General features: G+C 46.5%; 26 protein-coding genes. 12 read left to right on the top strand and 14 right to left on the bottom strand.

The window, feature by feature from the left end; translation table 11 throughout:
* Positions 1 to 203 precede the first annotated feature (203 nt).
* Positions 204 to 1,808: a long-chain fatty acid--CoA ligase gene (locus tag HG547_RS07245; RefSeq protein ID WP_047538408.1), complete on the top strand. Its 1,605-nt coding sequence runs from the start codon at positions 204 to 206 to the stop codon at positions 1,806 to 1,808.
* Between the two features lie 93 nt (positions 1,809 to 1,901).
* Here the strand turns inward: HG547_RS07245 and HG547_RS07240 are convergent, their stop codons facing one another.
* From HG547_RS07240 to HG547_RS07225, 4 genes are all read right to left on the bottom strand, one after another.
* Positions 1,902 to 3,689 (bottom strand): ABC transporter ATP-binding protein/permease, encoded by a 1,788-nt coding sequence (locus tag HG547_RS07240; RefSeq protein WP_169547444.1) that lies wholly within the window; start codon positions 3,687 to 3,689, stop codon positions 1,902 to 1,904.
* A gap of 287 nt (positions 3,690 to 3,976) precedes the next feature.
* Positions 3,977 to 4,534 (bottom strand): heme utilization protein HutZ, encoded by a 558-nt coding sequence (gene hutZ / locus HG547_RS07235; protein WP_144374741.1) that lies wholly within the window; start codon positions 4,532 to 4,534, stop codon positions 3,977 to 3,979.
* A gap of 33 nt (positions 4,535 to 4,567) precedes the next feature.
* Positions 4,568 to 5,128 (bottom strand): heme utilization cystosolic carrier protein HutX, encoded by a 561-nt coding sequence (gene hutX / locus HG547_RS07230; protein ID WP_169547443.1) that lies wholly within the window; start codon positions 5,126 to 5,128, stop codon positions 4,568 to 4,570.
* Between the two features lie 24 nt (positions 5,129 to 5,152).
* Positions 5,153 to 7,246, bottom strand: a complete 2,094-nt coding sequence (locus tag HG547_RS07225; RefSeq protein ID WP_169547442.1) for a TonB-dependent hemoglobin/transferrin/lactoferrin family receptor — start codon at positions 7,244 to 7,246, stop codon at positions 5,153 to 5,155.
* A gap of 244 nt (positions 7,247 to 7,490) precedes the next feature.
* On the opposite strand from HG547_RS07225, the gene HG547_RS07220 reads away from it, so the two are divergent.
* The 7 genes from HG547_RS07220 to HG547_RS07190 all read left to right on the top strand — a co-directional run bounded on the left by HG547_RS07220 (position 7,491) and on the right by HG547_RS07190 (position 13,009).
* Complete coding sequence (locus tag HG547_RS07220; protein WP_169547441.1) at positions 7,491 to 8,411, top strand: energy transducer TonB; 921 nt, start codon at positions 7,491 to 7,493, stop codon at positions 8,409 to 8,411.
* 96 nt (positions 8,412 to 8,507) lie between these two features.
* Positions 8,508 to 9,251 carry a MotA/TolQ/ExbB proton channel family protein gene (locus tag HG547_RS07215; protein WP_248278712.1) on the top strand — a complete coding sequence of 248 codons (744 nt, stop codon included), beginning with the start codon at positions 8,508 to 8,510 and terminating at the stop codon, positions 9,249 to 9,251.
* Positions 9,248 to 9,685 carry a biopolymer transporter ExbD gene (locus HG547_RS07210; protein WP_169547439.1) on the top strand — a complete coding sequence of 146 codons (438 nt, stop codon included), beginning with the start codon at positions 9,248 to 9,250 and terminating at the stop codon, positions 9,683 to 9,685. The genes HG547_RS07215 and HG547_RS07210 overlap by 4 nt, the downstream gene beginning before the upstream one ends.
* A gap of 93 nt (positions 9,686 to 9,778) precedes the next feature.
* Positions 9,779 to 10,732, top strand: a complete 954-nt coding sequence (locus tag HG547_RS07205; protein WP_169547438.1) for a hemin ABC transporter substrate-binding protein — start codon at positions 9,779 to 9,781, stop codon at positions 10,730 to 10,732.
* A 2-nt stretch (positions 10,733 to 10,734) separates the two neighbouring features.
* Complete coding sequence (locus tag HG547_RS07200; protein ID WP_169547437.1) at positions 10,735 to 11,751, top strand: iron ABC transporter permease; 1,017 nt, start codon at positions 10,735 to 10,737, stop codon at positions 11,749 to 11,751.
* Positions 11,752 to 11,762: 11 nt separating this feature from the next.
* Positions 11,763 to 12,581 (top strand): heme ABC transporter ATP-binding protein, encoded by an 819-nt coding sequence (locus tag HG547_RS07195; RefSeq protein ID WP_211164577.1) that lies wholly within the window; start codon positions 11,763 to 11,765, stop codon positions 12,579 to 12,581.
* A gap of 86 nt (positions 12,582 to 12,667) precedes the next feature.
* Positions 12,668 to 13,009: a DUF2956 domain-containing protein gene (locus tag HG547_RS07190; protein ID WP_169547436.1), complete on the top strand. Its 342-nt coding sequence runs from the start codon at positions 12,668 to 12,670 to the stop codon at positions 13,007 to 13,009.
* Here HG547_RS07190 and HG547_RS07185 read toward each other — a convergent pair.
* From HG547_RS07185 to HG547_RS07175, 3 genes are all read right to left on the bottom strand, one after another.
* Positions 13,006 to 13,374, bottom strand: coding sequence for a hypothetical protein (locus HG547_RS07185; protein ID WP_211164576.1), 369 nt, complete (start codon positions 13,372 to 13,374; stop codon positions 13,006 to 13,008). The genes HG547_RS07190 and HG547_RS07185 overlap by 4 nt on opposite strands.
* Before the next feature lie 94 nt (positions 13,375 to 13,468).
* Positions 13,469 to 14,938, bottom strand: a complete 1,470-nt coding sequence (locus HG547_RS07180) for an FAD-dependent oxidoreductase (RefSeq protein ID WP_169547435.1) — start codon at positions 14,936 to 14,938, stop codon at positions 13,469 to 13,471.
* Positions 14,935 to 15,285: a winged helix-turn-helix domain-containing protein gene (locus HG547_RS07175; protein ID WP_169547434.1), complete on the bottom strand. Its 351-nt coding sequence runs from the start codon at positions 15,283 to 15,285 to the stop codon at positions 14,935 to 14,937. The genes HG547_RS07180 and HG547_RS07175 overlap by 4 nt, the downstream gene beginning before the upstream one ends.
* A gap of 198 nt (positions 15,286 to 15,483) precedes the next feature.
* Between HG547_RS07175 and HG547_RS07170 the strand changes: the two genes are divergently transcribed.
* Together HG547_RS07170 and HG547_RS07165 are read left to right on the top strand one after the other, a co-directional pair.
* Positions 15,484 to 16,035, top strand: coding sequence for a DUF924 family protein (locus HG547_RS07170; protein ID WP_169547512.1), 552 nt, complete (start codon positions 15,484 to 15,486; stop codon positions 16,033 to 16,035).
* A gap of 166 nt (positions 16,036 to 16,201) precedes the next feature.
* Positions 16,202 to 17,023 carry a transporter substrate-binding domain-containing protein gene (locus HG547_RS07165; RefSeq protein ID WP_239000516.1) on the top strand — a complete coding sequence of 274 codons (822 nt, stop codon included), beginning with the start codon at positions 16,202 to 16,204 and terminating at the stop codon, positions 17,021 to 17,023.
* A 61-nt stretch (positions 17,024 to 17,084) separates the two neighbouring features.
* Here HG547_RS07165 and HG547_RS07160 read toward each other — a convergent pair whose 3' ends face one another.
* The 3 genes from HG547_RS07160 to HG547_RS07150 all read right to left on the bottom strand — a co-directional run bounded on the left by HG547_RS07160 (position 17,085) and on the right by HG547_RS07150 (position 18,544).
* Positions 17,085 to 17,522, bottom strand: coding sequence for a universal stress protein (locus tag HG547_RS07160; RefSeq protein WP_055647015.1), 438 nt, complete (start codon positions 17,520 to 17,522; stop codon positions 17,085 to 17,087).
* 172 nt (positions 17,523 to 17,694) lie between these two features.
* Positions 17,695 to 18,126: a universal stress protein gene (locus tag HG547_RS07155; protein ID WP_047538365.1), complete on the bottom strand. Its 432-nt coding sequence runs from the start codon at positions 18,124 to 18,126 to the stop codon at positions 17,695 to 17,697.
* Positions 18,127 to 18,145: 19 nt separating this feature from the next.
* Positions 18,146 to 18,544 (bottom strand): STAS/SEC14 domain-containing protein, encoded by a 399-nt coding sequence (locus HG547_RS07150; protein ID WP_169547433.1) that lies wholly within the window; start codon positions 18,542 to 18,544, stop codon positions 18,146 to 18,148.
* A gap of 197 nt (positions 18,545 to 18,741) precedes the next feature.
* Here HG547_RS07150 and HG547_RS07145 point away from each other — a divergent pair, with 197 nt between their 5' ends.
* Positions 18,742 to 20,166 carry a coniferyl aldehyde dehydrogenase gene (locus HG547_RS07145; RefSeq protein ID WP_169547432.1) on the top strand — a complete coding sequence of 475 codons (1,425 nt, stop codon included), beginning with the start codon at positions 18,742 to 18,744 and terminating at the stop codon, positions 20,164 to 20,166.
* A gap of 22 nt (positions 20,167 to 20,188) precedes the next feature.
* A complete protein-coding gene (locus HG547_RS07140) occupies positions 20,189 to 20,797 on the top strand; it encodes a TetR/AcrR family transcriptional regulator (protein WP_037421559.1) in 609 nt (202 codons plus the stop codon).
* A gap of 88 nt (positions 20,798 to 20,885) precedes the next feature.
* On the opposite strand, the gene HG547_RS07135 is transcribed toward HG547_RS07140, so the two are convergent.
* From HG547_RS07135 to HG547_RS07120, 4 genes are all read right to left on the bottom strand, one after another.
* A complete protein-coding gene (locus tag HG547_RS07135) occupies positions 20,886 to 21,692 on the bottom strand; it encodes a CsgG/HfaB family protein (protein ID WP_037421563.1) in 807 nt (268 codons plus the stop codon).
* Positions 21,692 to 22,087 (bottom strand): curli assembly protein CsgF, encoded by a 396-nt coding sequence (locus tag HG547_RS07130; protein WP_037421565.1) that lies wholly within the window; start codon positions 22,085 to 22,087, stop codon positions 21,692 to 21,694. Before HG547_RS07130 ends, HG547_RS07135 begins: the two co-directional genes overlap by 1 nt.
* A 10-nt stretch (positions 22,088 to 22,097) precedes the next feature.
* Positions 22,098 to 22,508 carry a curli production assembly/transport protein CsgE gene (locus HG547_RS07125; RefSeq protein WP_037421568.1) on the bottom strand — a complete coding sequence of 137 codons (411 nt, stop codon included), beginning with the start codon at positions 22,506 to 22,508 and terminating at the stop codon, positions 22,098 to 22,100.
* A 252-nt stretch (positions 22,509 to 22,760) separates the two neighbouring features.
* Positions 22,761 to 24,416 (bottom strand): ATP-binding protein, encoded by a 1,656-nt coding sequence (locus HG547_RS07120; protein ID WP_169547431.1) that lies wholly within the window; start codon positions 24,414 to 24,416, stop codon positions 22,761 to 22,763.
* Between the last annotated feature and the right edge of the window lie 33 nt (positions 24,417 to 24,449).

Genomic DNA, 24,449 nt, shown 5'->3' with positions numbered 1-24,449 from the left:
TAATATACCCGAGTTAATAAAGACTTAACTCTACTCCGCCCATATAGAGTAAAAACACTATTTTTAACATAAAGATAGTAGCAATCTTTGGATAGAATTATTTGGCGATAAACATTGACCTTATAGGTTGAATCCTTCTAATCTAAACACTCGTTTGATTTTAAAATAATAATAACGACTAAACCGATTTGAGGTAGTTAGGCATGGCATACGATCAAGAGTCACAACTCGAACTTGGCAAATACTCTTCACTCATAGACTTAATCGAACGCACTAGCCAACGCTTTGGCGATAAAACCGCATATGCTTGCTTAGGTAAAAGCAGTAGCTTCAATGAGATAGAACGTGATTCACGCTATTTTGCCGCCTATTTGCAGAATAACACTAACCTAAAACCTGGCGATCGGATCGCGATTCAATTACCCAATATTACCCAATTCGTCATCGCCGCCTATGGTGCACTACGAGCAGGCCTGATTCTCGTCAACACTAACCCGCTTTATACTGAACGTGAGCTTATCCATCAGTTTAATGACTCAGGCGCTAAGGCCTTAGTGGTATTGTCAGATCTGTTGCCAACCCTCGCCAAAGTGGTTGCAACCACACCAATTGAATTGGTGATTTCGACCCACCCGTTAGATCTTATCGATCCACAAGTTCAGCCCAAAACGGGGCTTAAAAATGTCGAATTCTGTCACGTATTAAAACAAGGTGCAGAGCTACCGTTTACGCGCTTTATGCCCGCCTTAGGCGATTTAGCCGCGCTGCAATATACCGGTGGCACAACGGGTCTTTCTAAGGGCGCAATGCTGACCCACGGTAATATGCTCGCCAATGCGGCGCAGGTAAAATCCCGCATCGGCAGTGTTATCACCGAAGGGGAAGATACCTTTGTCGCGCCACTGCCGATTTACCATATCTACGCCTTTATGGTGAACTTGGTGCTGTATTTTGAATGTGGCGGTTGCTCGGTATTAATCCCTAACCCCCGTGATATTAATGGCTTAATCAAGACGCTGGCGAAATACCCCTTCACCGGTTTTGCAGGGCTTAACACCTTATTTGTCGCCTTGTGTCATCAACCAGAATTTAAGGCACTGGATTTCAGTCATTTAAAAATCACTATTTCTGGCGGTACAGCGCTGACCGCTGCCGCAGCCAATCTATGGCAGCAAACCACAGGCAATACCATCAGTGAAGGTTATGGCTTATCCGAGACCTCGCCAGTGATCTCGCTCAATGCACCGGGATATCAAAAGATTGGCACTATCGGTAAGCCCGTTCTCGGCACTGAGGTCAAACTGTTAGACGAAAACGGTAATGAAGTCGCGCAAGGGGAAGCCGGTGAGCTCGCCGCCCGTGGCCCACAGGTGATGCTAGGTTATTGGAATAATCCCCAAGAAACGGCTAATGTGATGACGGCTGATGGTTTCTTTAAAACGGGGGATATTGCGATTCTGAACGAGGAAGGCTTCCATCAAATCGTTGATCGTAAAAAGGATATGATTATTGTCTCTGGCTTTAACGTCTATCCTAATGAAGTCGAAAACGTGCTTGCTAGCCACCCAAATATCATCGAATGCGCCGTAGTTGGCGTAAAGGATGAGCACTCTGGAGAAGCAGTCAAAGCCTGTATCGTGCTCAAGGATGACAGCCAAGACCCTGAACTGATGAAAACCACCATCATCAACTTCTGCCGCGAGCAACTCACTGCCTACAAACTGCCTAAGTTGATTGAATTTATGCCGCAGTTGCCTAAGAGTACTGTGGGTAAGATTCTGCGTAGAGAACTCAAAAATCAGCCTTAAAAACCATTAAGTAATTTGAACGGCTTTAAATCAAATAAAACCCCAGAGCAACACTCTGGGGTTTTATTTGAGCCTCTTTACCCAATCCAAGTCTTACTCGCTCAATGGGTTAACCTCATCCGTTAGCAGCTGCAAACTGGCAAACTCTCGATATAAGGCATTGGTTTGCATTAGAGTTTGATGCTTACCACTGGCAACAATTCGCCCCTTATCAAACACAATAATTCGATCGGCATTAATTACGGTTGCAAGCCGATGGGCGATGATCAGCGTAGTTTTACCCGCCATTAACTCATCAAGCGCCTGCTTCACTTTTTGCTCACTCAAGGCATCGAGTGCACTGGTGGCCTCATCGAGTAATAGGATAGGTCTGTCGGCTAAAATGGCCCTCGCAATGGCAATACGTTGTTTTTGCCCGCCAGATAAGCGCACACCGCGCTCACCCAAATAGGTTTGATAACCTTCATTAAATTCACTGATAAACTCATGGGCACGGGCCGCAATACAGGCATCGATCACTTCCTGCTCGTTGGCATCAACGCGGCCATAGCGCACATTTTCTAGCACACTAGTAGCAAAAATCACTGAGTCCTGCGGCACCAGTGCAAACTGCGCCCGCAAATCCTGTGGTGAAAGCGCAGCAATATCAATCCCATCCAATAAGATACTGCCAGATGACGGCACATAAAACCGCTGCAATAACTGAAATAGCGTGCTCTTGCCGGCACCACTCGGGCCGACCAAAGCCACCCGCTCGCCGGCATTTATTACAAGGTCTAAGTCGCTGAGCACTAACTGAGTTTGCTCGGGATAATGGAAGTTAAGTTGTTGCAGTTGCAGCTCGCCGCGTACTTTATCTGGCAGAGTTTTAGGCACCAGTGGCGCCGGAATATCGACCTCAGTTTCGGCTAATTCGATTAAGCGTTCTGCGGCGCCCGAGGCACGTTGGATTTCCCCGACCACTTCACTAATGGTCGCAACCGCGCCTGCCACCATGACCGCATAAAACATAAAGGCTGAGAGTTCGCCGCCCGTCATCTTACCCGACATCACATCGTGGGCGCCGACCCAAGTCACTAGCGCAATGGCAGCAATACTGAGGAACATCACTGAAGAAATCAGCAGCGCGCGGTAACGAATGCGGCCGCTGGCGGCGGTCATCACATCTTCGACACGGCCGTTAAATAAACTGCGGTCCTTATCCTCATGGCCATAGGCCTGCACTGTGTGGATCTCATGCAAGGTTTCATCCACATAGGCACCGAGATCCGCCACCCTATCTTGGCTCTCGCGCGCTAAGGTGCGCACCTTTCGGCCAAAGAAACCGACAGGACCCAACACCAAAGGCACGGCCAGTAGCACGAGCAGCGTCATCTTCACGCTGGTGATTCCCATCATCGCCAGCCCACCAATAACCGTCACGCCGGAGCGCAGTGCCATAGAGAGACTCGAACCGACAACGGTTTGAAGTAAGGTTGAATCGGCGGTAAAACGTGAAATCACCTCACCAGTGCGCACCTTGGCATAAAATGCCGGAGATAATTTAAGTAATTGATTATAAACCGCAAGCCGAATATCGGCACTGACACGCTCCCCAAGCCATGTCATCAGATAAAAGCGGCAAAACACCGCAGTGCCACTTACTGCGGTGATGAGCAGCACCAATAGAATAATTTCATTCAGTCGCTGGGCGTTATCCTTAATAAAACCTTCGTCCACCATCAAACGCACGCCCTGACCTAGAGATAACCAGGCCAAAGAACCGATCAATAAAAATACAATCGCCGCGACAACTCGCAAACGATAGGGCTTAAGAAATTGCCAAATCCATGGCAATACTGCCCGTTGGCGAACCGAGGTGTGTGAAGATTGTTGAGACACAATGGACTCCAATAATGGTCGAAGAGGTGGAATGCTCGAATCGGTGGGCTCTATGAGCGGTTTGTTCACTCTTGTTATCCTTCGGCTTTATTTGTCATTCAACTTAGCACAAATGACAATGAACTGAGCACACAAGAAAGCGCACACGATAACCAAAGTGATGCTAGCAAAGCAAAAATTCAAGGCTAAGAATATAAAAGCCAAAAATAAACCCGCATTGATAGCGGGTTTATGATTGCGCCTTGAGTAGGGCAAGATCAAAGTACAGAAGTGTAAAACACAGATATCTAAGCTACCTGCATATCTTCAAGCGTTTTTGGGGTGCCATGGTGACCATCACGCTTCCAGTTCACATCGAGTAATTCACTGCCTGTAAGAGTAAAGGCTTGGCCAAAGCCTTTGACATACAATCCTTGATGGGGCGCTAACTTGTACAGGTTAAAGTCCGTCAGCGCTGCCAAATTATCCGACATGTCGCCAAAACGTTTAGATAACAGGCTGACTCCTTTGCTAAACGAGGGCGTGTCACGTGCAACCGCTTGAGCCATGGCATCAAAGGTTAATCGTTTACGGGCGAATACAGATTTGGCTTCGACTTCATCCTCCACCAGCATCACAGACACTTTAGTAGACTGTTTAAGATTATGGCCGTGGCGCGCTAAGTCACTCACCAAGATATAAAAACCATCGTCTGCTAAGGCAAATGGCGCGTAACTGGCATTAGGTTGACCATCGGTATCGACGGTGGCGAGTTGTAAGGTTTTACGTTGCTGTTTAAAGACCTCTATTTCAGGTAACAGTTTGTCCCTTAAACGCTGTTCTTGCTCGGAAATGTCAGGCTTCATATTGGTTTCCTCAATAAATTACGTTCATCAATGTTAATCAGCAAAGGTAGCGGCCAGCGCTTTAAAACGGCGCACTTGCTCGGGAAAAAGCACTCTTTGCTTGTCACGTCCTAAATAAACTTTAAATACCACTTCACCCTGAGGTCCAAAAAAGTTAATGGAATGGCTCTCGCTGCCCCTAAAAGGTCTGCTGATCAAGGCTATCGCCCGCATGCCATCCAATTTAAGATGGCCATGTAAGCCATCCCCTTTGCTGTAGAGGTTGTAGTAACCATGGGCAAATTTTCCTTGGGGAAAATCGCCTTTAAATTCAAATACACTGCCCGAAAGCATCACTATGGTGGTTAACGAACCCCACTCGGGTAAGCTTTGTAGTAACTCGTCCATATGGGCCAAAGGTAAAAACACTCGCTGCGCTTTAGGTAAGGCGGTAACCACCTCAAGCTCGGCAATCCCTAACTCACTGGCCAATTGTGCAGGCATTAAATCTGTTTGAGTTTCAAATCGTTGTCGCAATATTTGCTGGGTTTCAGCATTTGAATCTCGGCGACTCAACACGTTATCCGTGTTTTCAATGTCGACTGTTTGGGTCATTTCCTAGATCCTCTATCCCAAGGCTTAGAACATGTAGCGTGCAGACAGCTTCATATTACGGCCGGGCTGATACAAGGTTTGCCATGCCTGCAGATACTTCTCATCACCAATGTTTTCAATGGCAAAATCAACTCTCAGGCCCGACATCACGCCCATCGCGGGCTCCCATGCTAGGTACACATCCCATAGGGTGTATTCATCATATTTTGCAACACTGTAGCCTGTAGGAGTATTCGTTTGGCTGGCAACATAGGTCACTCGCGTGCCTAGCTTCATATCGCCTTCCATAATCCCTTGGGACAAGTCGACATTAAACTTATTGGCTGGCATCCCTTCGATATAATCGCCAGTGTTACGGTCTTCTCCGCGGGTTTGACCATAATTCATCGCTAAACGCGTTTGTCCGATGCGATAACGACCGCTGAGCTCAAAGCCCGTTAATTGAGCGTCTTCCACATTGTTCCACGAGGTTGTTTGCTCGAGTCCTGGTATCCCCCGATATGGATTAGAGACTTGCTGAACAATAAAATCGTCCACATCGTTACGGAAGATGTTTAAAGTAATCGCTAATTCATCATCACCTGCTAAGTCATTGAAGCGAAAGTCAGCTTTAAGCTCTTTATTACGGGCCACTTCTGACTTTAGGCTAGGATTTGTCGCAAAGGTGTTACATAACCCTTGGGGTAAAAAACCCGGTATTGGCGGAATGCAGTAATGGGTACCGCTAGAGAACATTTCCTCCACCGTCGGCGCTCGGAAGGCCTGATCATAGCGCGCACTTAAGGTCAGCCATGGCTGCGTTTGCCAACTTAATCCAAGTGAAGGAGATAGCTCAGTATCATCAGCAGATGCATTCAGGTTATGACTCTCGTTTTTAAAACTGTCATAACGCAAAGCAGCATCGAGGTTTACCGTTTGTGTCAGTTGCACATCCGCCCGAGTAAAAGCTCCCCATACCGTTGTTTCGCCATCAATATCCTCAGGACGCTGCCCAACCTGTCCCTTATCGTCTCTGACAGTTTTAAGGGTATCGCGATAGCCATCCACACCGTAGGTCAACTTAGTGTTACCGAGTTGAGAACTATTGTTCAAATTAATGCCAACGGTGCGGTATTCAGTACTATCTAATTGGCCTTTAGTGACACGGTCTTCGTCGTAATCTGTGCTATTCCAATAAACCTGCACATGAGTATCCAAATAAGGATTATTGGCTGGCGCTAAGCTGTAATTGAGGGTGATATTTTGATCGTCAGTTTTGCGGCGCACTAAAGGCACTGAGCTACTCACAGCGGCAGAAGGATTACTTGGCACCAATTCATTAATCTTGTTAACTCTTGCCGATAACGCTAAGCGCGAGGCTTCATCAGCCTGCCAGCCGAATTTAGCCAGTCCACTGCTTCCTGAAGAAGCGCTGTTGACTAAGGTTTCATCATTGCCGGTATTAATATTGTTGGAATCAACATAACTGCCATTGAGCAACCAATCGACTGTTGCTTGCTGGCCATAGACTGCGGCGCTGGTTTTAGTGCGGTCGCCATTGGTGTCATAGCCTTGCTTGACATAACCACCAAAGGTTTCATTTGGCGCTAAAAAATCCTGAGCAGACTTAGTATTTTGTGCAACAACACCGCCGAGGGCACCACTACCCCACAAACTACTGGCAGGACCACGGATCACCTCGATAGATTTAAGTAGTTCAGGGTCCATAAAATAGGAACCGCGATGGCCCGAACTAGTATTTTGCCTTGCACCATCGATCGTTTGTAAAACACGAACACCGCTTAAACCACGAATTTCGACGCCCTGAGAGGTCGCTCTTGGGCCATTTGTTAAGTTAATATTCGCTTCGTTTTTTAATACTTCGGCAACCGATGAAGCCTGTGAAACGTTAAGCTGCTCTTCTGCGACAACAGCCACACTTCGACTGGTTTCAGACACTTTCTCACTCAAACGCGTCGCACTCACTAACACTTCATCAAATTCAGTTTCAACCACCCCCTGTTCAGCACTCTTCTGCACCGCAGTGGGTTTGACGCCTTCTTCAGCCGCTAACGCAAAACTTAGCGCCGTACTACTTAGTGCCATCGCAACGGCGATCACTAACGGCTTTTTGTTCATATTATCTTCCTCAAATTATTAATTTTATTAATCAATTAGTATCTAAAAGACCCGTAACAGTCATTCGTCTACCTTGAAATTTTGCTAGTTTTTTGAGCATTCACTTTAGCAATTGCAGGCACTCTAACTGAGAATATAAAATTGATCAAATGAAAATCATTATCATTTGCGATCTTATTCATATTTATGTATCTTAATTAGCAATGATTGATGAGTGAATGCTTTTGGAATGGGAAGGTTTGCCGTGACACCGAAACGATATTTAGCTTTTGGCGCATTAACTGTTGCGATTCAAACGGGTGTGATTGCATCGCAGCCTTCGATTTCATTACCGAAGGATCTTAACGAATTTGCTCAAATGCACGCATTCAATGAGGTAAACAAAGCGGTTACCTTAAGCTTTGCAGCACATCATTCAGTGGAAAAATCAGCGGTCATATCTGAGCTAAAAAGTACGCCAGCGAATGCAGATCCCGTGGATACGATCTCCCCAAATGTGCCTAATGCAAGCTCGTCTAATGCCAAGGTAGCTAATGCCCGTTTATCTAATGCCAGTAAGCCCCAAACGGCGCCAAAACTAACTGATACGGCGACAACTGAAATGGCAAGGCAAGCCCACGAACCGACCACAGCTAAGCCGCAAACTGTTAAATCCGCTGAACAAAACAAGCCAACGCCGAACACATCCTCTAAGGCAGATGCGACAACGGCTATGCAGCTAATGGCTGCAAATACACTGCATCAACAAGAAACAGAAGAAATAGCAAAATCTTCTGAGCGAGAGATATCGCAAATGGCAGAAATCAAGACTCAAGATAATGCAGCTATTAACAACAGCGATGTGACGCCCACAAGTGCCAGCAAGAACACCAAAGCCACTCCCGAGGTTATCGAGCTGGCAACACCCACTTTTGCCAGTCAACCACCCCAACCAACATACCCGCGTATGGCGCGCAAAAAAGGCTTGGAAGGAACCGCAACAATTGAAGTGATGTTTAACGAATTTGGACAACAGCTCGCCCTCACGTTAGTCAAAAGCTCTGGTGTCAGCCTGCTGGATCAAGCGGCACTAGAGGCGGTAGAGACTTGGCAGTTTGAGGCGCCAAGCCCAAAACTGGCGAGCCATTACAAGGTGAGGGTACCGATTCGCTTCGCCTTAAATTGATCCTGTGGCGATGCAATCGCTTAACCACGCTAATCCTATTGCAACGAATTTGGCTGAATGCTTGATAACAGATCTAACTATAGAGACTCACCGCTTATGACTGACTTTTCTACCCTACATGGCCAGCTCGGTTCACTCACCTGGCCTTTGCTGATATGTGCATTCCTTGCTTTGATGATTTGCCTTGAGCGTAGCGCACTGTTTTTACAACAATCCGTAGCGTCAATCTCCCCAAAAAAACAAGCTTGGGTTAAAGAGCTACGCCACTCTGATGCCAAACCGACAAGCGAAAACATTCAAGCTTTACTCTCTAAAACCAGCCATCAGCAGGATTTACTGGCCCGTGGCGCAACACTGCTGTTAGCGCAAGCACATCAACCCAAACCACTCAGGGAAGAATTACTCAGTCTATGGCTGAATAAACAACAAAGGGAGCAGCAAGCGGGCCTTAAGATTTTGCAAGTGATAGGGATTATTAGTCCGCTACTGGGGTTACTCGGTACGGTGCTTGGATTAATTGACATGTTTGCCCAACTTGGCCAGTCCCAAGGGCCAGTCACTCCTGCGCAACTCAGTGCGGGGCTTGGTCTGGCGATGAATACTACCGCAGCAGGTCTTATCATTGCGGTGCCGACCATTACCGCCGCCCATTTATTTGGGATCTGGGCGCATAGCCAATGCTTAAAAGCGAGCCATGTGCTGAATCAAATTAACTTATGGTTATCCGGTGTAGACAAGCTACCACTTGAGCAGGACTTATATCAGGCATTCGCTCTAGGAAATCAGGCTAATCAAACACCTAATACTCCACACGCCGCATCTCTTGAGTCTCAGCCATGATAAGCACTCACCACACGTCGTTACCCCAAGCAGGGATCAGTGCCTTAGAGCCACTGCCCAGCGTCGATCTTACGGCATTGATTGATATTATTTTTATTGTTTTAGTGTTTCTGTTACTCACCGCAAATAGCCGTTTGCTGAGCTTACCCGTTGATGTACCTCAAAGCCCAAGCAGCGCCATTACTTCACTCGAGCATAAGCAATCGATAGCCATCAATATTATGGCGACTTCACCCTACTGGGCGATTAATGGCGAAAAATTTGCTGATTTAACCGCATTTAGTTCAGCCTTTGAAGCGCTGTTAACGGCTCAACCACAGGCCACCGTCATTATTGCTGCCGATAAGGCCGCGCCAGTTGAACCGCTAATGCAGCTACTGGCACTTTTGCAGGGCAACGCCATTAATCAAACCCAAATTTTGATGGAACATTAACCCTAAACCTTAACTCAATCGTGTTTTAGCCCGTTTACCCTGCAAGGTTGATAACACCTCGACCTTGCTTTTAGATGGATCAGGAGTTTACCCATGTTGTTTCAAGCTGTGCGTTATAGATTTAATAAACTCAGTCAACCGACCGATAGCAATACATTCAATAAATGGTTGTGTCTACTCCCCGCAGTCACAGCACTCTTTTCATTTAATGCTTGGAGTGCAACTCAGGACATAAAGTTGGTGAGCGCAGGAGCGGGGGTCACCGAGTTAGTGCTGGCGTTAGGGGCGGCCGATGAGTTAGTGGCTGTCGATGCCACCAGCTATGTGCCTGAGCAATTAAGCTCTGTCGCCAAACTGGGGTACCACCGCATGCTTTCCGCTGAAGGCATTATGGCACTCAGCCCTACACTGGTTGTAGGGTCCGACGTCATGGGCCCAGAAACCACCCTTAACGTACTAAAACAAGCCAATATCAAGGTAGTTCAATTACCCTCAAGCGCCGATGAGCAACAATTAATGAGCAATATCGATACGCTGGCACAATCGCTTAATCGAACAGACAAAGCGGCCCCGCTAAAGCAGGAGTTGCATCAAAGGCTAGATAAATTAAATAAGCAAAAACAACAACTCAGCCAACATAATGCTCAGCCAAACATCCTCTTTATGTTATTACAGGAAGGACGAGGAGCCCGAGTCGGTGGCAAAGGTACCGCTGCCGATACCATTATTGCGCTATCGGGCGCAAAGAATATTGCGGACTTTGAAGGCTACAAGACATTGTCCCAAGAGGGCATTCTCGCCTTACAACCGGATGTGATTTTACTGTCTAACCGCAGCGAGCAGAGTGATGCACAAACGGATGAACAAGCCGCGCAAGCACTACTGAAGGAGATGCCGCTGCTAGCGCATACTCCCGCAGGCCAAAATGGTCATATCCAAACCCTTGCCCCGCAAGCTTTACTGGGAGGTTTAGGTATTAGCGCCATTGGTGCTGCCGAAACGCTTGCAGATACCCTGCTCTCTCAAGGTAAAACGGCGGGAAAATAACCATGTTACAGTATCGCTGGCTTTGGCCCACAATGATGATGCTCCTCATCCTGAGCAGTATACTCTCGGTGAGTGTAGGTCCTGTAAGCATTAGTCTTATGGACTCCCTAAGTGCGGTATTTAATTGGGCAACCCAGCAAAGCATTGGCAATCTTGCACCCCATGAGCAACTGGTGGTAAGTAACGTGCGTCTACCCAGGACCTTGTTAGCCCTTACGGTAGGCGCGATCCTTGCTCAATGTGGCGCTGTGATGCAGGGATTATTCCGTAATCCACTGGCAGACCCAGGTATTATCGGGGTGTCATCGGGAGCCGCATTAGGTGCGGCCATCTGTATCGTGTTATTTCCCGACGTGGGATCTTTTATGATTTCCCTTAGCGCCTTTCTCTGTGGGTTAGCCACAACCCTGATCGTTTATCGTCTGGCGAGTAACGGTTTAGGCACATCTGTGGTGTTATTGCTGCTTTCCGGCGTGGCAATTGCAGCGCTAGCAGGAGCGGGCATAGGCGTACTGACTTATCTCGCTAATGATATGGCATTACGTGACTTAACCCTTTGGCAAATGGGCAGTATTGCGGGAGCTCAATGGCAGTATGTCGGCCTATGTTTACTGGTATTACTGCTGCTGAGTTGGCGGTTTCAGCGTGATGCCATGGCATTTAATGCCCTGCTACTGGGTGAAGCTGAAGCCAGACATTTAGGGATTGATGTCGACCGTCTTAAGTTAAGACTCATCCTACTCTGTGCATTAGGCGTAGGCGTGAGTGTGGCCGCAACAGGGATTATCGGTTTTATTGGGCTAGTGGTTCCCCATTTAGTGCGGATGATTTTGGGGCCAGATCATAAACGACTTTTACCCATGAGCGCCCTCTTGGGCGCTGCGCTTTTAGCCTTAGCTGACATAGGTGCGCGGGCATTTTTACCCCCCGCAGAATTACCCGTCGGCTTAGTCACAGCACTTATCGGTGCGCCATTCTTTATCTTTTTACTCCTGCAACAACGCAGCAAATTAATCTAAACGAGAACTTCATGGCTATGAGCTTATCGGCTGCGCCCGTCGCTAAACAACATTTTGAACGTACCCAATTAACCGTGGATAGGCTCAGCTACGCTATCGGCGATAAGGCGGTGTTGAACAACATTCGCGTGCAATTTCAACCGAGCAGTGTCACCGCACTTTTAGGGCCTAATGGGGCAGGCAAATCCACACTGTTAAAGGCACTGTGCCAAGAGATCCCCACTGCGCAAGGCAGCATCAAGCTTGGCCACTGCCCACTGGTGGATTGGCCAAGGGCTGAACTGGCAAAATCCCTCGCAGTTCTGCCTCAACATGCCAGCTTAACCTTCCCCTTTACCGTTGATGAAGTGGTGGCAATGGGGCTTTATCCCTTAACCTTGAGTCAAAAAGAAGGGCAGCAGTTAGTCACAAAATGGCTTGCCGAAGTAGGTGTATTGCATTTAGCCCGGCGCAGTTACCCCACGCTTTCTGGGGGAGAAAAACAAAGGGTGCAACTGGCGAGGGTGTTAACGCAGTTAAGCCAATCCCCCTTCCCGCCGATTTTACTGTTAGATGAGCCAACCTCAGCACTGGATCTGGCGCAGCAACACAAAGTATTAGCGCTAGCAAAAAATCTCGCGCACAAGCACGCCTACACTGTGATTGTGGTATTGCACGACCTCAATCAGGCAGCCCGTTACAGCGACAGAGTTATCGTCCTCAAACAGGGGGAAATCGTCAGTGAAGGTACACCTAACGATGCATTATCGATTGATATAATTCGCCAAGTATGGGATTACGAACCTGAGTTTATTCCTGCTCCACAGGGTGGTTACCCACTGATTTTTTAATGCAAAATTGACTTCACTAGCGCCTTTAGCGACACAGTTGTGGGTATAATCGCTGCAATAGACACCTAAAGTCACAGTGTGAACAGATGAAAACCACTATCTCAACCGAAACCCAGCAAGATGCCTTAGCCATGGCGAAGGCCACTCAAAAACCAGGACAAACCAAAGAACAAACTAAACTGATTGCCCAGGGGATTGAAAAGGGCATTGCCGAATATAAAAAACTGCAAAAAGCCAAAGCTCGCGAACGGGATAAACAGAGAAAACAACAGTTAAGGGCAAAAAACCAACAAGTAAGCGCGGCTGGCGAAATGGATGACGGCGAAGATTTTTCGCTGCCACAGACTCAATTTACTCCTATTGCTTGGGCTGCCATCGCCCTGTTACTCCTCAGTTGGCTAGGTTTTGGGGCATATATCTTCCTTTAACGGGGGAGATTCGCGCGTATCGTATCAAAGTAGCCAGTCAGCTCCTGTGGTAGAAACTCTTGTACTGTTAGCGCCTTAGTGTCGATATTGCCAGCCCTTAGCTGGACTCGCCCCGTATCGGGCAAAAAGGCCAACTCAAGCCAGTTGGCTCTATTGGGGTAGCCATCGAGAGTTAGGCAAAGCGCGTTATCCCGCTCAATCGCAGACTGACAATCCCAGCATTGGCCGATAAGATCGAGCAGCACTTGCCCGCTTTTCATATCGGTTAATCTGGGCGCGTACATCCAATGGGACATACGCATTTCGTGGGGAATCGTCTCAAGCTTAACGCGGCCCTGTAGGAAAAACTGTTCGGTTAATATCATCGGATCATCAAAGTACTTATCGTGTATGAATAAATCGTGTATGAATAAAAATGACTCAGCAATGGCCTGATTAACTCTCTGGTTTATAAGTAGATTAACTCATTAAGCCTTCTAATCGATTCGCGAGCCGCTTAGCTAAGCCTTTTTGCCAAGCCGCACTCTTTGGACGGCTGTAAAGCCTATCTTCCCATGCAAAAATCTTGTTCATGCCATGATAAGCAAGCCACGGTAAAGGTTCAGGTTCCCAAGGCGTTAATACTTGCTGAACCGGGGCATTAAACGCCCAAGGCATAGTAGTAAGCGGCGTATCACGCGCTAAGATCAAGTCCACCAGCGTGCGGGCAAAAAGATTGGCAGCCCCAACACCTTCGCCGCCGTAACCACCAATAAGCCCCAATCCTACATTTTTATCGTAAATAGCGTGGGGCGCAAACTGCCGCGCTAAGGCTAAGGTTCCGCCCCAACCATGAGTAATTTGCACATCCGCCAATTGCGGAAATAACGCCAACAATAGCTGATAGCGAAAGCCAAATTCCCCTTTAAAAGCCGATTGACGATGGCTAGCGGGAGATTGGGTATTAAAGCACTCGGGATTAAATCCAAATTCAGTCCGCACTTTAGCGCCAAATCCGTAGCCGCCACGGGCGCCAAATATCAAACGGTTATCGGGGCTTCGCTGACCATAGGTAACGATGCGGCTAGCATCACTAAAGGTCGCGCGATTAGCTAAACCAATGTCCTGCCACATTTCATCCGTTAACGGCTCAGTGGCGATCAGTAAACTCTGAACAGGCAAGGTGAATCGACCCAATTCACCCAATTGGCGAAGATAGCCTTCAACGGCGGGCACCACAATCGCCGCACGAACATTTCCTTGTGGCGTCTGTAATTGGGTTTGCGCATCACCGAGATACACCATGTGATTTACTGGGGTATGCTCGTAGATCTTCACCCCTAAACTTTGCACCAGATCAGCCAAACCACAGACGAGTTTCGCTGGGTGTATTCGCGCACAATGGGGGGTATAAAGTGCCGCTTGGCCGTAGGCCATACACACTTGCTTATCAAGCTCGGGCTTATCCAGCCAACGAATATCTTCTTCACCAAAGCCATCTGCGCGCCACTGTGCTAATTCGGCTTGAATATTGGCTAATTGCTCAGGATAACGCGCGGCTACCCGTAAATTGCCGCTATGGTGTAAATCACAGTCGATATGATGCTTGGCGCAAACTGCGGCAACTTCAGTAATAGCTTGTTGGATCAAGGCTTTTGCTATTAAGCGCGACTCACCTTGAAGCTGATTAAGATAGGCTACATCGCCACTAAAACCGCCCATCAACCAACCGCCATTTCGCCCCGAAGCGCCTTGGCCAATGGTGTCAGCCTCAAGAATCACCACGGATAAATTGGGCTGGTATTGCTTAAGATAATAGGCCGTCCATAGTCCTGAATAGCCCGCGCCAATAATGGCGATGTCAGCGGTAATATCATGTTGCAGCGCAGGTAACATAGTCCTTTGAGTTAACTTAGCTTCAGTATCAAACCAAAATCCGCGCTCTTTCACGCCACTGATTCACTTAATGCCACGGTTTCACTTAATGGAGCGACGCCGATAATTGAGGCAATTTCCTCGAAATGTGTATCAACCCACGCACTGCTAATTGGCCCCCAGGTCAAAATGCGATAATAACCTGCATTGTTTCGACTGCCATCTTGCACAAATTCGACGCGAATACCGATATCTTCAAACGCGGCGATAGCATCCTGCAATGTTCGCCTCGGCATTCCAGTCAACTTATTGAGTGATAACAAGTTATGCCGATCATCATCCATTAAATGCGCTAAATATAGCTTACGTAAAAACGCCTTATGTTGTTTCGATATTGACTGAGTAGCAGATTCGAGGGGCATAAAAAATCAATCCAAATATTGACCAAGTGAATATAAAACTACTTGATATTCAGTGAATAAGAAATAGCCTCCATTCAAATTATTCGAGCAAATTGACCCGTTTGACATCTGTTCCCGCAGATACATTTTCGCATTTGCTTGTATAAGCTCTCCATCACTGTTATTTGTAAAAAAGATTAATCAATGGGAGAGCCAACGATGGGCCAAATGATGACCGCACAGCAAGTGCTACATTTCTGGTTTGAGGAAATTTCACCTCAATCTTGGTGGATAAAAGACCCAACATTTGATGCACAAATCCAATCTCGCTTTGAAGACCTATTAAAACAAGCCAAGCGCGGTGAGCTTGCGCATTGGCGCGTGACACCTCAAGTTCGTTTAGCCGAAATCATCGTACTGGATCAATTCTCGCGAAATATCTATCGCGACACGCCAGCAGCGTTTGAGGCCGACACCATTGCGCTGGTCCTTGCCCAAGAGGCTGTTGCACTCCAAATTGATAAGGAGCTTTCTCCCAAACAAGTACCCTTTTTGTTTATGCCTTTTATGCATAGCGAATCCCCTGCCATCCATCAAGTTGCTGTAAAATTGTTCAATCGAGAGGCTGCAATCGCTAATCTCGAATTTGAACTAAAACACAAGGCTATTATCGACAGATTCGGTCGTTATCCTCATAGAAACAAAATATTAGCTAGAGAGTCGACAGCAGAAGAAATCGCTTTTTTACGCCAGCCGGACTCGTCATTTTGAATATAAACAAGCTTTATTCAGATAAAAATAACTGTGGCTGTAGATTAACAAACTACACTTACAATGATATGTCAGGGGACAACTCTGGGCATCATGAGATGGCCAATGGTGCGAAAGGTAACAGTGCGTAATGAAACAAACTAACCATATTTCCTGCGTCTCTAGAATGACCTGTATTCGCTACCCATTGCTAGCAGTAATTGCATTATTGTATCCCCAATTAATCCAAGCGGCGGAACTGAAAATTGGCGTGAGCCTCTCCATTCCTCCCTATGTCATCCAAGAATCTGATAGCGGCCTAGAACTCGATTTGCTGTATCAAGCACTTGCAGTCAAAGGGCATACCGCCAATATTGAATATTTGCCTTTAGCACGCACTTTCCATGAACTTAGGGAGGGCAAACTTGACGGCATAATCAACGTAAAAGAAGGCATGATCGAAAACGTTTTCTACTCTAATGTGGCGATTCGTTATCAAAATTGCGCAATCAGCCTAGAGAAAAATAACTTTTCGATTAATAGTATTAAAGACTTAACGGATAAAAAAGTCGTTTCCTTTCAACGTGCAGCAAGCTTCTTAGGTGATGAATTTACTCAAATGACTAAAGCTAATCCTAGTTACCAAGAACAAGCTCGGCAAATACAGCAGGTTTACATGTTGATGAAACACAGGGCTGATGTAGTGGTTATGGATAAGAACATTTTCACTTACTATCTTAGACAGGCATTTATTGAGGGAAAACTCACCGAAGTAGAGAGTAAACAGGTGGCGGTATGTCATCGCATTTTTCCACCGACTGAGTATAAATTTGCGTTTTTAAGCGAGCAAATCCGTGACGACTTTAACCTTGGGTTAAAACAAATTACCGAAGATGGGACACTGATCGCCTTACAAGAAAAATATCGGCAACTCATGTCCCTAGAGAATGAAGCTGAAGCCTCAAATACCATTGTGGATCAATCAAAACTCAAGCAAGATCCTTTATAAGTTAACTACTTAACTACTTAACTACTTAACTACTTAACTACTTAACTACTTAACTACTTAACTACTTAACTACTAATACTGGGCATTTCGCCAATCTAACAATATCTTGACTCACATGGTGCTTTAAAAAATCCACTAAGCCGCTGCTGCCATGGCTTGCAATCACAATCATACCCGCATCGGCTGACTCAGCTAAAATCTCTTCGCTCGCATCACCATGACGAACAATACATTTAATCTTTAGTCCAGCCGCTAATCCCTGCTGCATTTGCAGCTGTAGACTCTGCATTTTTGTCTCCACAAACTCGGCTAACTGTTGCTCAAGTGTCGCGGGAGTATCTACCGCAATACCATAACAATGGGCACTTCTTGCAGGGCTGACAACATGCAGCAAACGGATATCTACGTGATATAGATTAGCCATTTCAACCGCATAATTAAGCGCATGGGCGGCAGTTGCCGAAAAATCCGTAGGGCATAACACTTCTTGAGTACGCATAATTTTATCCATCACTTAGGTTGTTGCGCCCCATATTAGGGCAAATGGCATTGCTTATAATCTGTATTTTATCGCAGTAACTCGAGACAAGCAGCTAGGCCGTAAAATTAATTATGCTTTAACAATCAAAAACAAAGGGCGCCTTAGCGCCCTGTTATCTACCCAATACAGACTATTTCACTACCAATACAGGGCATGCCGCGCCATTGGCAACAGCTTCGGCAACATTCGTATGTAAAAAGTGCGAAATTCCGGTTCGTCCATGGCTAGCAATCACCACCATACCCACATCCTTACCATTCGCCTCCTCGAGGATTTGATCGACGGGATCGCCTCGGCGAATAAGTGTTGTAATCGGTAATTCGGTCTTGAGTCCCTCGAGTAACGCCTGCATTTTAGTTGCTGCGGCCTCCTCCATGCTTTTAGCGAGCTCCTCAGGGGTAATAGCTAAAATCATAAAGTTTTCATCACCAATAGGTTGCTCAACAACGTGTAAAATCTTTAGCCCTACATGGTATAGATTTGCCATTTCAATAGCATAACGTAGCGCATGGGCCGCAGTTTCCGAAAAATCTGTGGGCCAGAGTATTTGACCTGAACGCATAATCTGTTCTCCTTAATGGCTAGTCATCGTGAAGCTCATCTTTGAGCCAAGTAATGGCATCCAGTTTGTCGACAAAAAACTTAACCTCGGCCGGAGTAAACCAGTTTGCCAGCTTTGCCATCACCTCCTGTAGAGTCGTTTTACCGACAATAGCAATCCGTTCAAAGTGACGAACATGCTTAACCCCTAGTTTTAGATCGTCCCAAGCGGCTTGAAGTTCCCAACCTTCGAGCTCAGTCACATCGACTAAGGCATAAATATCGGGATCTTTTACCCCTGCTAACGCGGCCTCGAGCACGGGCACCATCACCTCATAATCTTGATGAGTTAAGGTACCAACCGCTTTAAAGGCAACAAAAAAATCATCGTCGCCATAACGCTCAATACCAACAGAAATACCATGCTTTAACAAAGTCATACCTACTCCTTGTCTAACAAACTACCTTTTAAGTGTAGAAGTTAAGCCCATAACAGGCCGTGATCTTGCTCATAAAAGCACCAGAACACTTGCGTATGCTCACGCTGTTCGCTAGGATAAACCGACTAATCAGTCGGTTTGTTTTTATACACCACAAATCGCTTCCAAAGCTTAAGGCTTGCACCCGAGGGATCACAATGAATATGGCAACAGACCCAGCAAAAATCTCGCCACTCACCGAGTTACTCCAGCGCCAACGTGCAAGTTACTTGGCAGCCCCCAATCCCGATTACGCCATCCGTAAAGAACGCTTAATCCGCCTTAAAGCCGCCTTACTGAAATTCCAACAGCCGCTCGTCGAGGCTCTATCACAGGATTATGGCCACAGATCGGTCGACGACAGCTTGATTTCCGACATTATGCCCGTGGTCAATAACATTAATTACAGCCTGAAAAACCTGAAGAAATGGCTCAAGCCAAGCCGCCGTCATGCGGGCATCCTACTCGCCCCCGCCCAAGTAAAAGTACATTACCAACCACTCGGGGTGATTGGGATAATCGTGCCTTGGAACTTCCCCGTCATGCTCTCCATCGGACCATTAGTCACGGCCGTTGCAGCAGGCAATCACGCCATGCTCAAACTTTCGGAATTTACTCCAGCAACCAATAGCGTTATCAAACAGTTGCTAGCCGAAGTATTTGATGAATCCCATGTTGCCGTTGTAGAAGGTGAAGCTGATGTCGCGGCGCAGTTTTCAGCACTGCCCTTCGATCATCTCCTATTTACTGGCTCAACCACGGTTGGCCGCCATGTGATGCGCGCCGCGGCCAATAATCTCACCCCCGTTACCCTTGAACTCGGAGGTAAATCGCCAGTAATTATCGCCCCCGATATGCCACTAGAGATAGCGGTAGAACGAATGATTTATGGTAAGTGTTTGAATGCTGGACAAATCTGTGTAGCGCCTGATTATGTGCTTTGCCCTAACGCTAAAGTGAGCGATTTTATTCAAGCCTATCAAGCAAAATTCCAAGCCATGTACGGCGCAATTGCCCAAAATAAGGACTACGGCAGCATTATTAATGCCCGCCAATTTGATCGTTTATTGGCTGTACTTGAGGATGCCAAAACCAAAGGTGCCAAGATTATCTCTGCCTCAAATGAAGCAATAGACAGCCAGAATCGTAAACTCGCCACTCAGCTGATTACTAATACCACTGAAGATATGCTATTGATGCAAGAGGAAATCTTTGGGCCGCTATTACCCGTTATCGGTTACGACTCTTTAGATGAAGCCATTAGCTACGTAAACCGTCGCGCCAGACCCTTAGCGCTCTATGTGATGAGTTTTGATGAAGCGAGCCAACAAAAAATCCTCAAGCAAACTCACTCTGGCGGTGTTTGTATCAATGAAACGGTATTCCATGTAGCAGCCGATGATGCGCCCTTTGGCGGCATAGGCCCATCTGGTATGGGGCATTATCATGGTAAAGAAGGGTTCCTCACCTTTAGCCACGCCAAAACCGTGCTAAGCCGTGGGCGCTTTAACACGGGTAAATTTGTCCATCCACCCTATGGCACTTTTATCCAACGTATGTTGATGAAGCTGTTTTTACGCTAATACGGGCCGCTTAGGAGTGGTTATGTCGAGCTTATTACCAACAGATACAGATACTAAGCCCATGACAGATAAACGTCAGGCGATACTCGATACCGCCTTATCGTTATTTGTCAGCCAAGGCTTTCATGCCACCTCGACCGCTTCAATTGCCAAGCAGGCTGGCGTAGCGACAGGCACACTGTTTCATCATTTCCCAACCAAAGAAGTGTTGATGGAAAGCCTGTTTCTCACGATTAAACAAGAGTTTGCTAATGCATTATTGTTAAATATCAAAGAAGGGAGCGATCTTAAAGAGCATGCAGAAATCCTCTGGCAGAGCGCGATTGACTGGTCGATTGATAATCCAATCAAGCAATTATTTTTTCAGCAATATTCAATGTCACCTATGATTGCGGCTTCTATCCGCGAACAAGCAATGAATAGCATCTTAGGGTTTATCGCCCAGTTGATAAAAAAAGGGCAGCTAATGGGATTAATTGCCCACTATCCCATTGAATTAATGCTTGAAAATTGCCACGGACAATACTTAGCAGCCACGCGATTTTTTATCGATAATCCCGAATTGGGCAGAGATAAACATTATCGTGATGCCAGCTTTGCGCTGTTTTGGAAGGCGTTACGGGCCGACTAAACCTAAAAGCAATCGAGCCAGACTTATATCTGGCTCGATTGTGGCGATGTTTAACTGAATGAACAGATATTTAATACGATTAGTATAATCAGCTTTGGCTTAATTCAGGTTGTTTTTCTATAGGTTGCGACAACTGCGAAGCACTCCAATAACCTTGTTTTACACCCTTTTCGATAAGCTCAGCGACTGCTAACTCAATGGCTTGTAGTACACAAAACTGCACTGGTTCATTGGTGGTAAAACCGACTTCGGCTTCGGCCAAACGATTCAAACTGGTATAACGGAACAGGCCTGCACGCATTTCCTGCGAAAGTACCCTTTTACTCGTAGATACAGACATCATCACTTTGCCCGTGTGTACATCGACAGCGCGCAGATAGATAGTCACTAAATCCTCACGGTACATTTCCGAGGCGCCGATACCATAATACTCAACCCCTGTACCGCCTGTACTGGTGTTGGTCTCGTAACTGATAATGCCACCTTCTAATAGCAATCTCGCCGTCGATAACACGGGGATATCATCGCCCTTTGAGCCGTTTTGCTTATTACTGATCTTGCGCTCGGTTAATAAATTTTGCAGGCCTTCACGCTCAACGGGCGTAAACCATTTAGAGTCAATCAAGGTTTGCATCAGCATCGATGTTGCCCCTTGAGTGACCGCAGTTGAAAATGAGCTGACGTTAGCTTGAGGTTTATATTGCCCGGTTTGGTCTCGGAATGAATATACCGCAACTGGGATCGGAAATTTTGGTCCAGGCTGACTCTGTAGCTCCTTCATCACCTCACTCATTGGATTAACTTGAGCAGGAGTAATATTTAAGTCAGGCTTTGGGATCAAGCTACAGGCGGACATACTCAGCAGCATAGAAGCGATAAAGATGGAACGTGCCATTAGTTTCCGCCTCCAAAAGTTGGCATTTCAATCACCGTCACTTCGCCGGTTTCGATGTTAGTGATGGTTAACATCACTCCGGTGCCAGTAGAGGCGACTTCGATACGAAAATCGCCAGTATCGTACACCCCATCTTTGATCTCACCATCAGCAACGCCGCGGGTGATGGAGTTAATGATGTTACGTTCCAATGACTCCTTAAAACGGGTAACAAAGTCCTTCTCGGTCGAGCTGGCTTTATTATCGTTTTGAGCCTGCGCTTTATTGAGTAAAAAGGAGCCATTCGCAGGATTGCCCCCAAAGCTTGGGTTGACGGGGGTATAGATTAATTCGGTTGCTTGGCTGGTGTGAGCTATGCAAAACACAGCAAGAGAAAGTAACGTCCTGAATGTCATTATTGTTATCCTACAAATCGTCCGATGTTCCTGAAAAATCACCCGTAATCGCATTAGCCCTGACTTGAGCTAAGTAATCAATCGTCAACAAAATAGCCTGCTCTGCGCTCTCCTTAATCGGGTTCGCCCGACGACCAAAGTGCGTGGTATAAATACGAGTTCCATTCACTTCTAAGGTTAAAACGGTTCCGGCCTGCGGAAACACCGTCTCATACAAGGTCACGTTAAACCCTTGAGTAAACGGCAATTCGCGCCAATAACTTGAATAGTAAAACCCAAAATCCTTACCAAAACGCGTTAAGGTTCTATCTATCACAAGCCCACTGATTTCAATATCATCATCGGCTAACGCGCCAGGAGCGCTTATAAACAAGAATGGACACAAAATACTGAACAACAACCGCTGAATTAACGATTTCACAGGTCCCTCCTTACCTACAATGCTCAAACCTTCAGATACAGCGATAGCGTAAAATGCACACTTTGCCATGTTGTGCATGTAACATTTCACGCTTATTTTTATTAAAGGAAGGTTAACAGGATTGAAGAATGCTAGTCATTAGACTGAGACCTAAATTAGCCCAAAAAGCTAAGGTAAAAACCGCAAAATAGCCCATTTGGGTAATACGTTAGAATGAGCAATGAAAACTCTTGATACACTCTCAAACGCAGATTATTGCGGTAACCAGAGTTGTACTGACAGCCCGCCATCGGTGCGATTATGCATACTAATGCTGCCTTCATGGGCCTCAATGATTTCGCGGCAAAGTGGTAAGCCTAAGCCAGTACCCGATTGCTTGGTTGAGTAAAAGGGCAATAGGGCTTGCTCTAACACTTCCTCGGACATGCCACTACCACGATCCTCAATCTTGATAATAAAGCCTGTGCCATCAACCAGCGTTTGAAAGCGAATGGTAAGCGTGACCTCATCGGGATCGGAACCTGATTCATGGGCATTTTTCAGCAGGTTTAGCAGAACTTGCTCCATTTGTCCTTGATCGAAATAGCCCATTTCAGCGGGTAATTCATTGGCTAAAGTAAAAGGATAATGCTGGGTTAAATGTTCGATAAGCTGCTGCCACGCGACTTGACGTCGCTGCGGTAAAGGCAGTTTAGCAAAGCGAGCATAATTGAAAATAAACTGACTTAAGTGATTCGTGCGACTCTCTATAGTGTCGAATATCAGTTTAAGCTTTGGATTATCGAGATCTTTCGTCAGTAAACGCCCCGAATTCACCATAGAAGCAATGGGCGCGACAGAATTATTTAGCTCATGGCTGATAATACGGATCACCTTCTTCCACACCGCCACTTCCTGACGATTAAGCTCACGGGTCATCTGCTTGAGCAATATCAAGTTATGTTGTTGGTTATTCAATAAAAATTGGCCACGACTCAGATACCAAGTCTCAGTATCATCCTCACCCATGGTAAACAGGCCGCTCTTTTCCTGCTTAAGGGCCAAGGCAAGGGCATCGGGTAAGTCTTGCAGCAGTTCGTCGAGGCTCAAGCCTTCCATTTTGCCTTTAATATGGAAAAGATGCCGCGCCGCATCGTTGGCATACATGAGTTTTTGGTGATCGTTAAACAGCAGCATCACGTTAGGTGAGCTTTGAATCACTTTATCCAGCAGCAATTCGCGCTGATAAATATACTGCCGCTCCTGGCGCAGCTTAGCTGCCGAATCATTAAATAGCTCAGCCAATGCCTTAAGCTGGCCCTCACCATTTGCCGGAATGCTGACGCTAAAGTCATTATCGTTAAAGTTGAGTAAGCCAACCTCTAAGGCATTGAGGCTACGAGCTAAATGGCGGGTAAACCGAGCCACACCTAAGGCGCAAATACCACAGGTAAACAATAATATGAATAACCATTCGGTGATTGGTAGCCCTTGGTCTGTCCCTTGCGCTAACGTCAACTTAGGCAGCGAGATAGGTTCTGCTGGAGGAGCTGTGGGCGGCACATCAGGATGGGCTGAAGGACTAAAAAGCCCCTCTTTAAGCTGCTCGAGTTTAAAAAGCTTAATTTGCAATTGTTCTTGCTTGAGCTGCTCTAACTTTTGCAGCTCATGCTTAATCTGCTCGGCCCTTAAACGCTCCTGTAATGGCAACGCTTGTTGTAATTTCTCGTTATTTTTAATTGCCGCTTCGACGTTTTCTTGAAGCTTATCTACATCGATGGGAGGTATATTAATTGCGGGGAGCTTGATGGGAGCTGGCACTTCAACTGACGAGATAGACGGGCGATAGCTCACAGCACCTAGGGTCAATAGCACTCCTAAGGCGCAACAAACAGTTGAATAAATGATTAATTTTGTTCGCAGTTGCACCTAAAACTCCACCTAAGACTCAATGTTTATAGA

The organism is Shewanella sp. DNRA4 (assembly GCF_012843185.1).
In the GTDB taxonomy this organism is placed as follows: Bacteria; Pseudomonadota; Gammaproteobacteria; order Enterobacterales; family Shewanellaceae; genus Shewanella; species Shewanella xiamenensis.
This window is presented reverse-complemented; position numbering and strand designations above follow the sequence as displayed.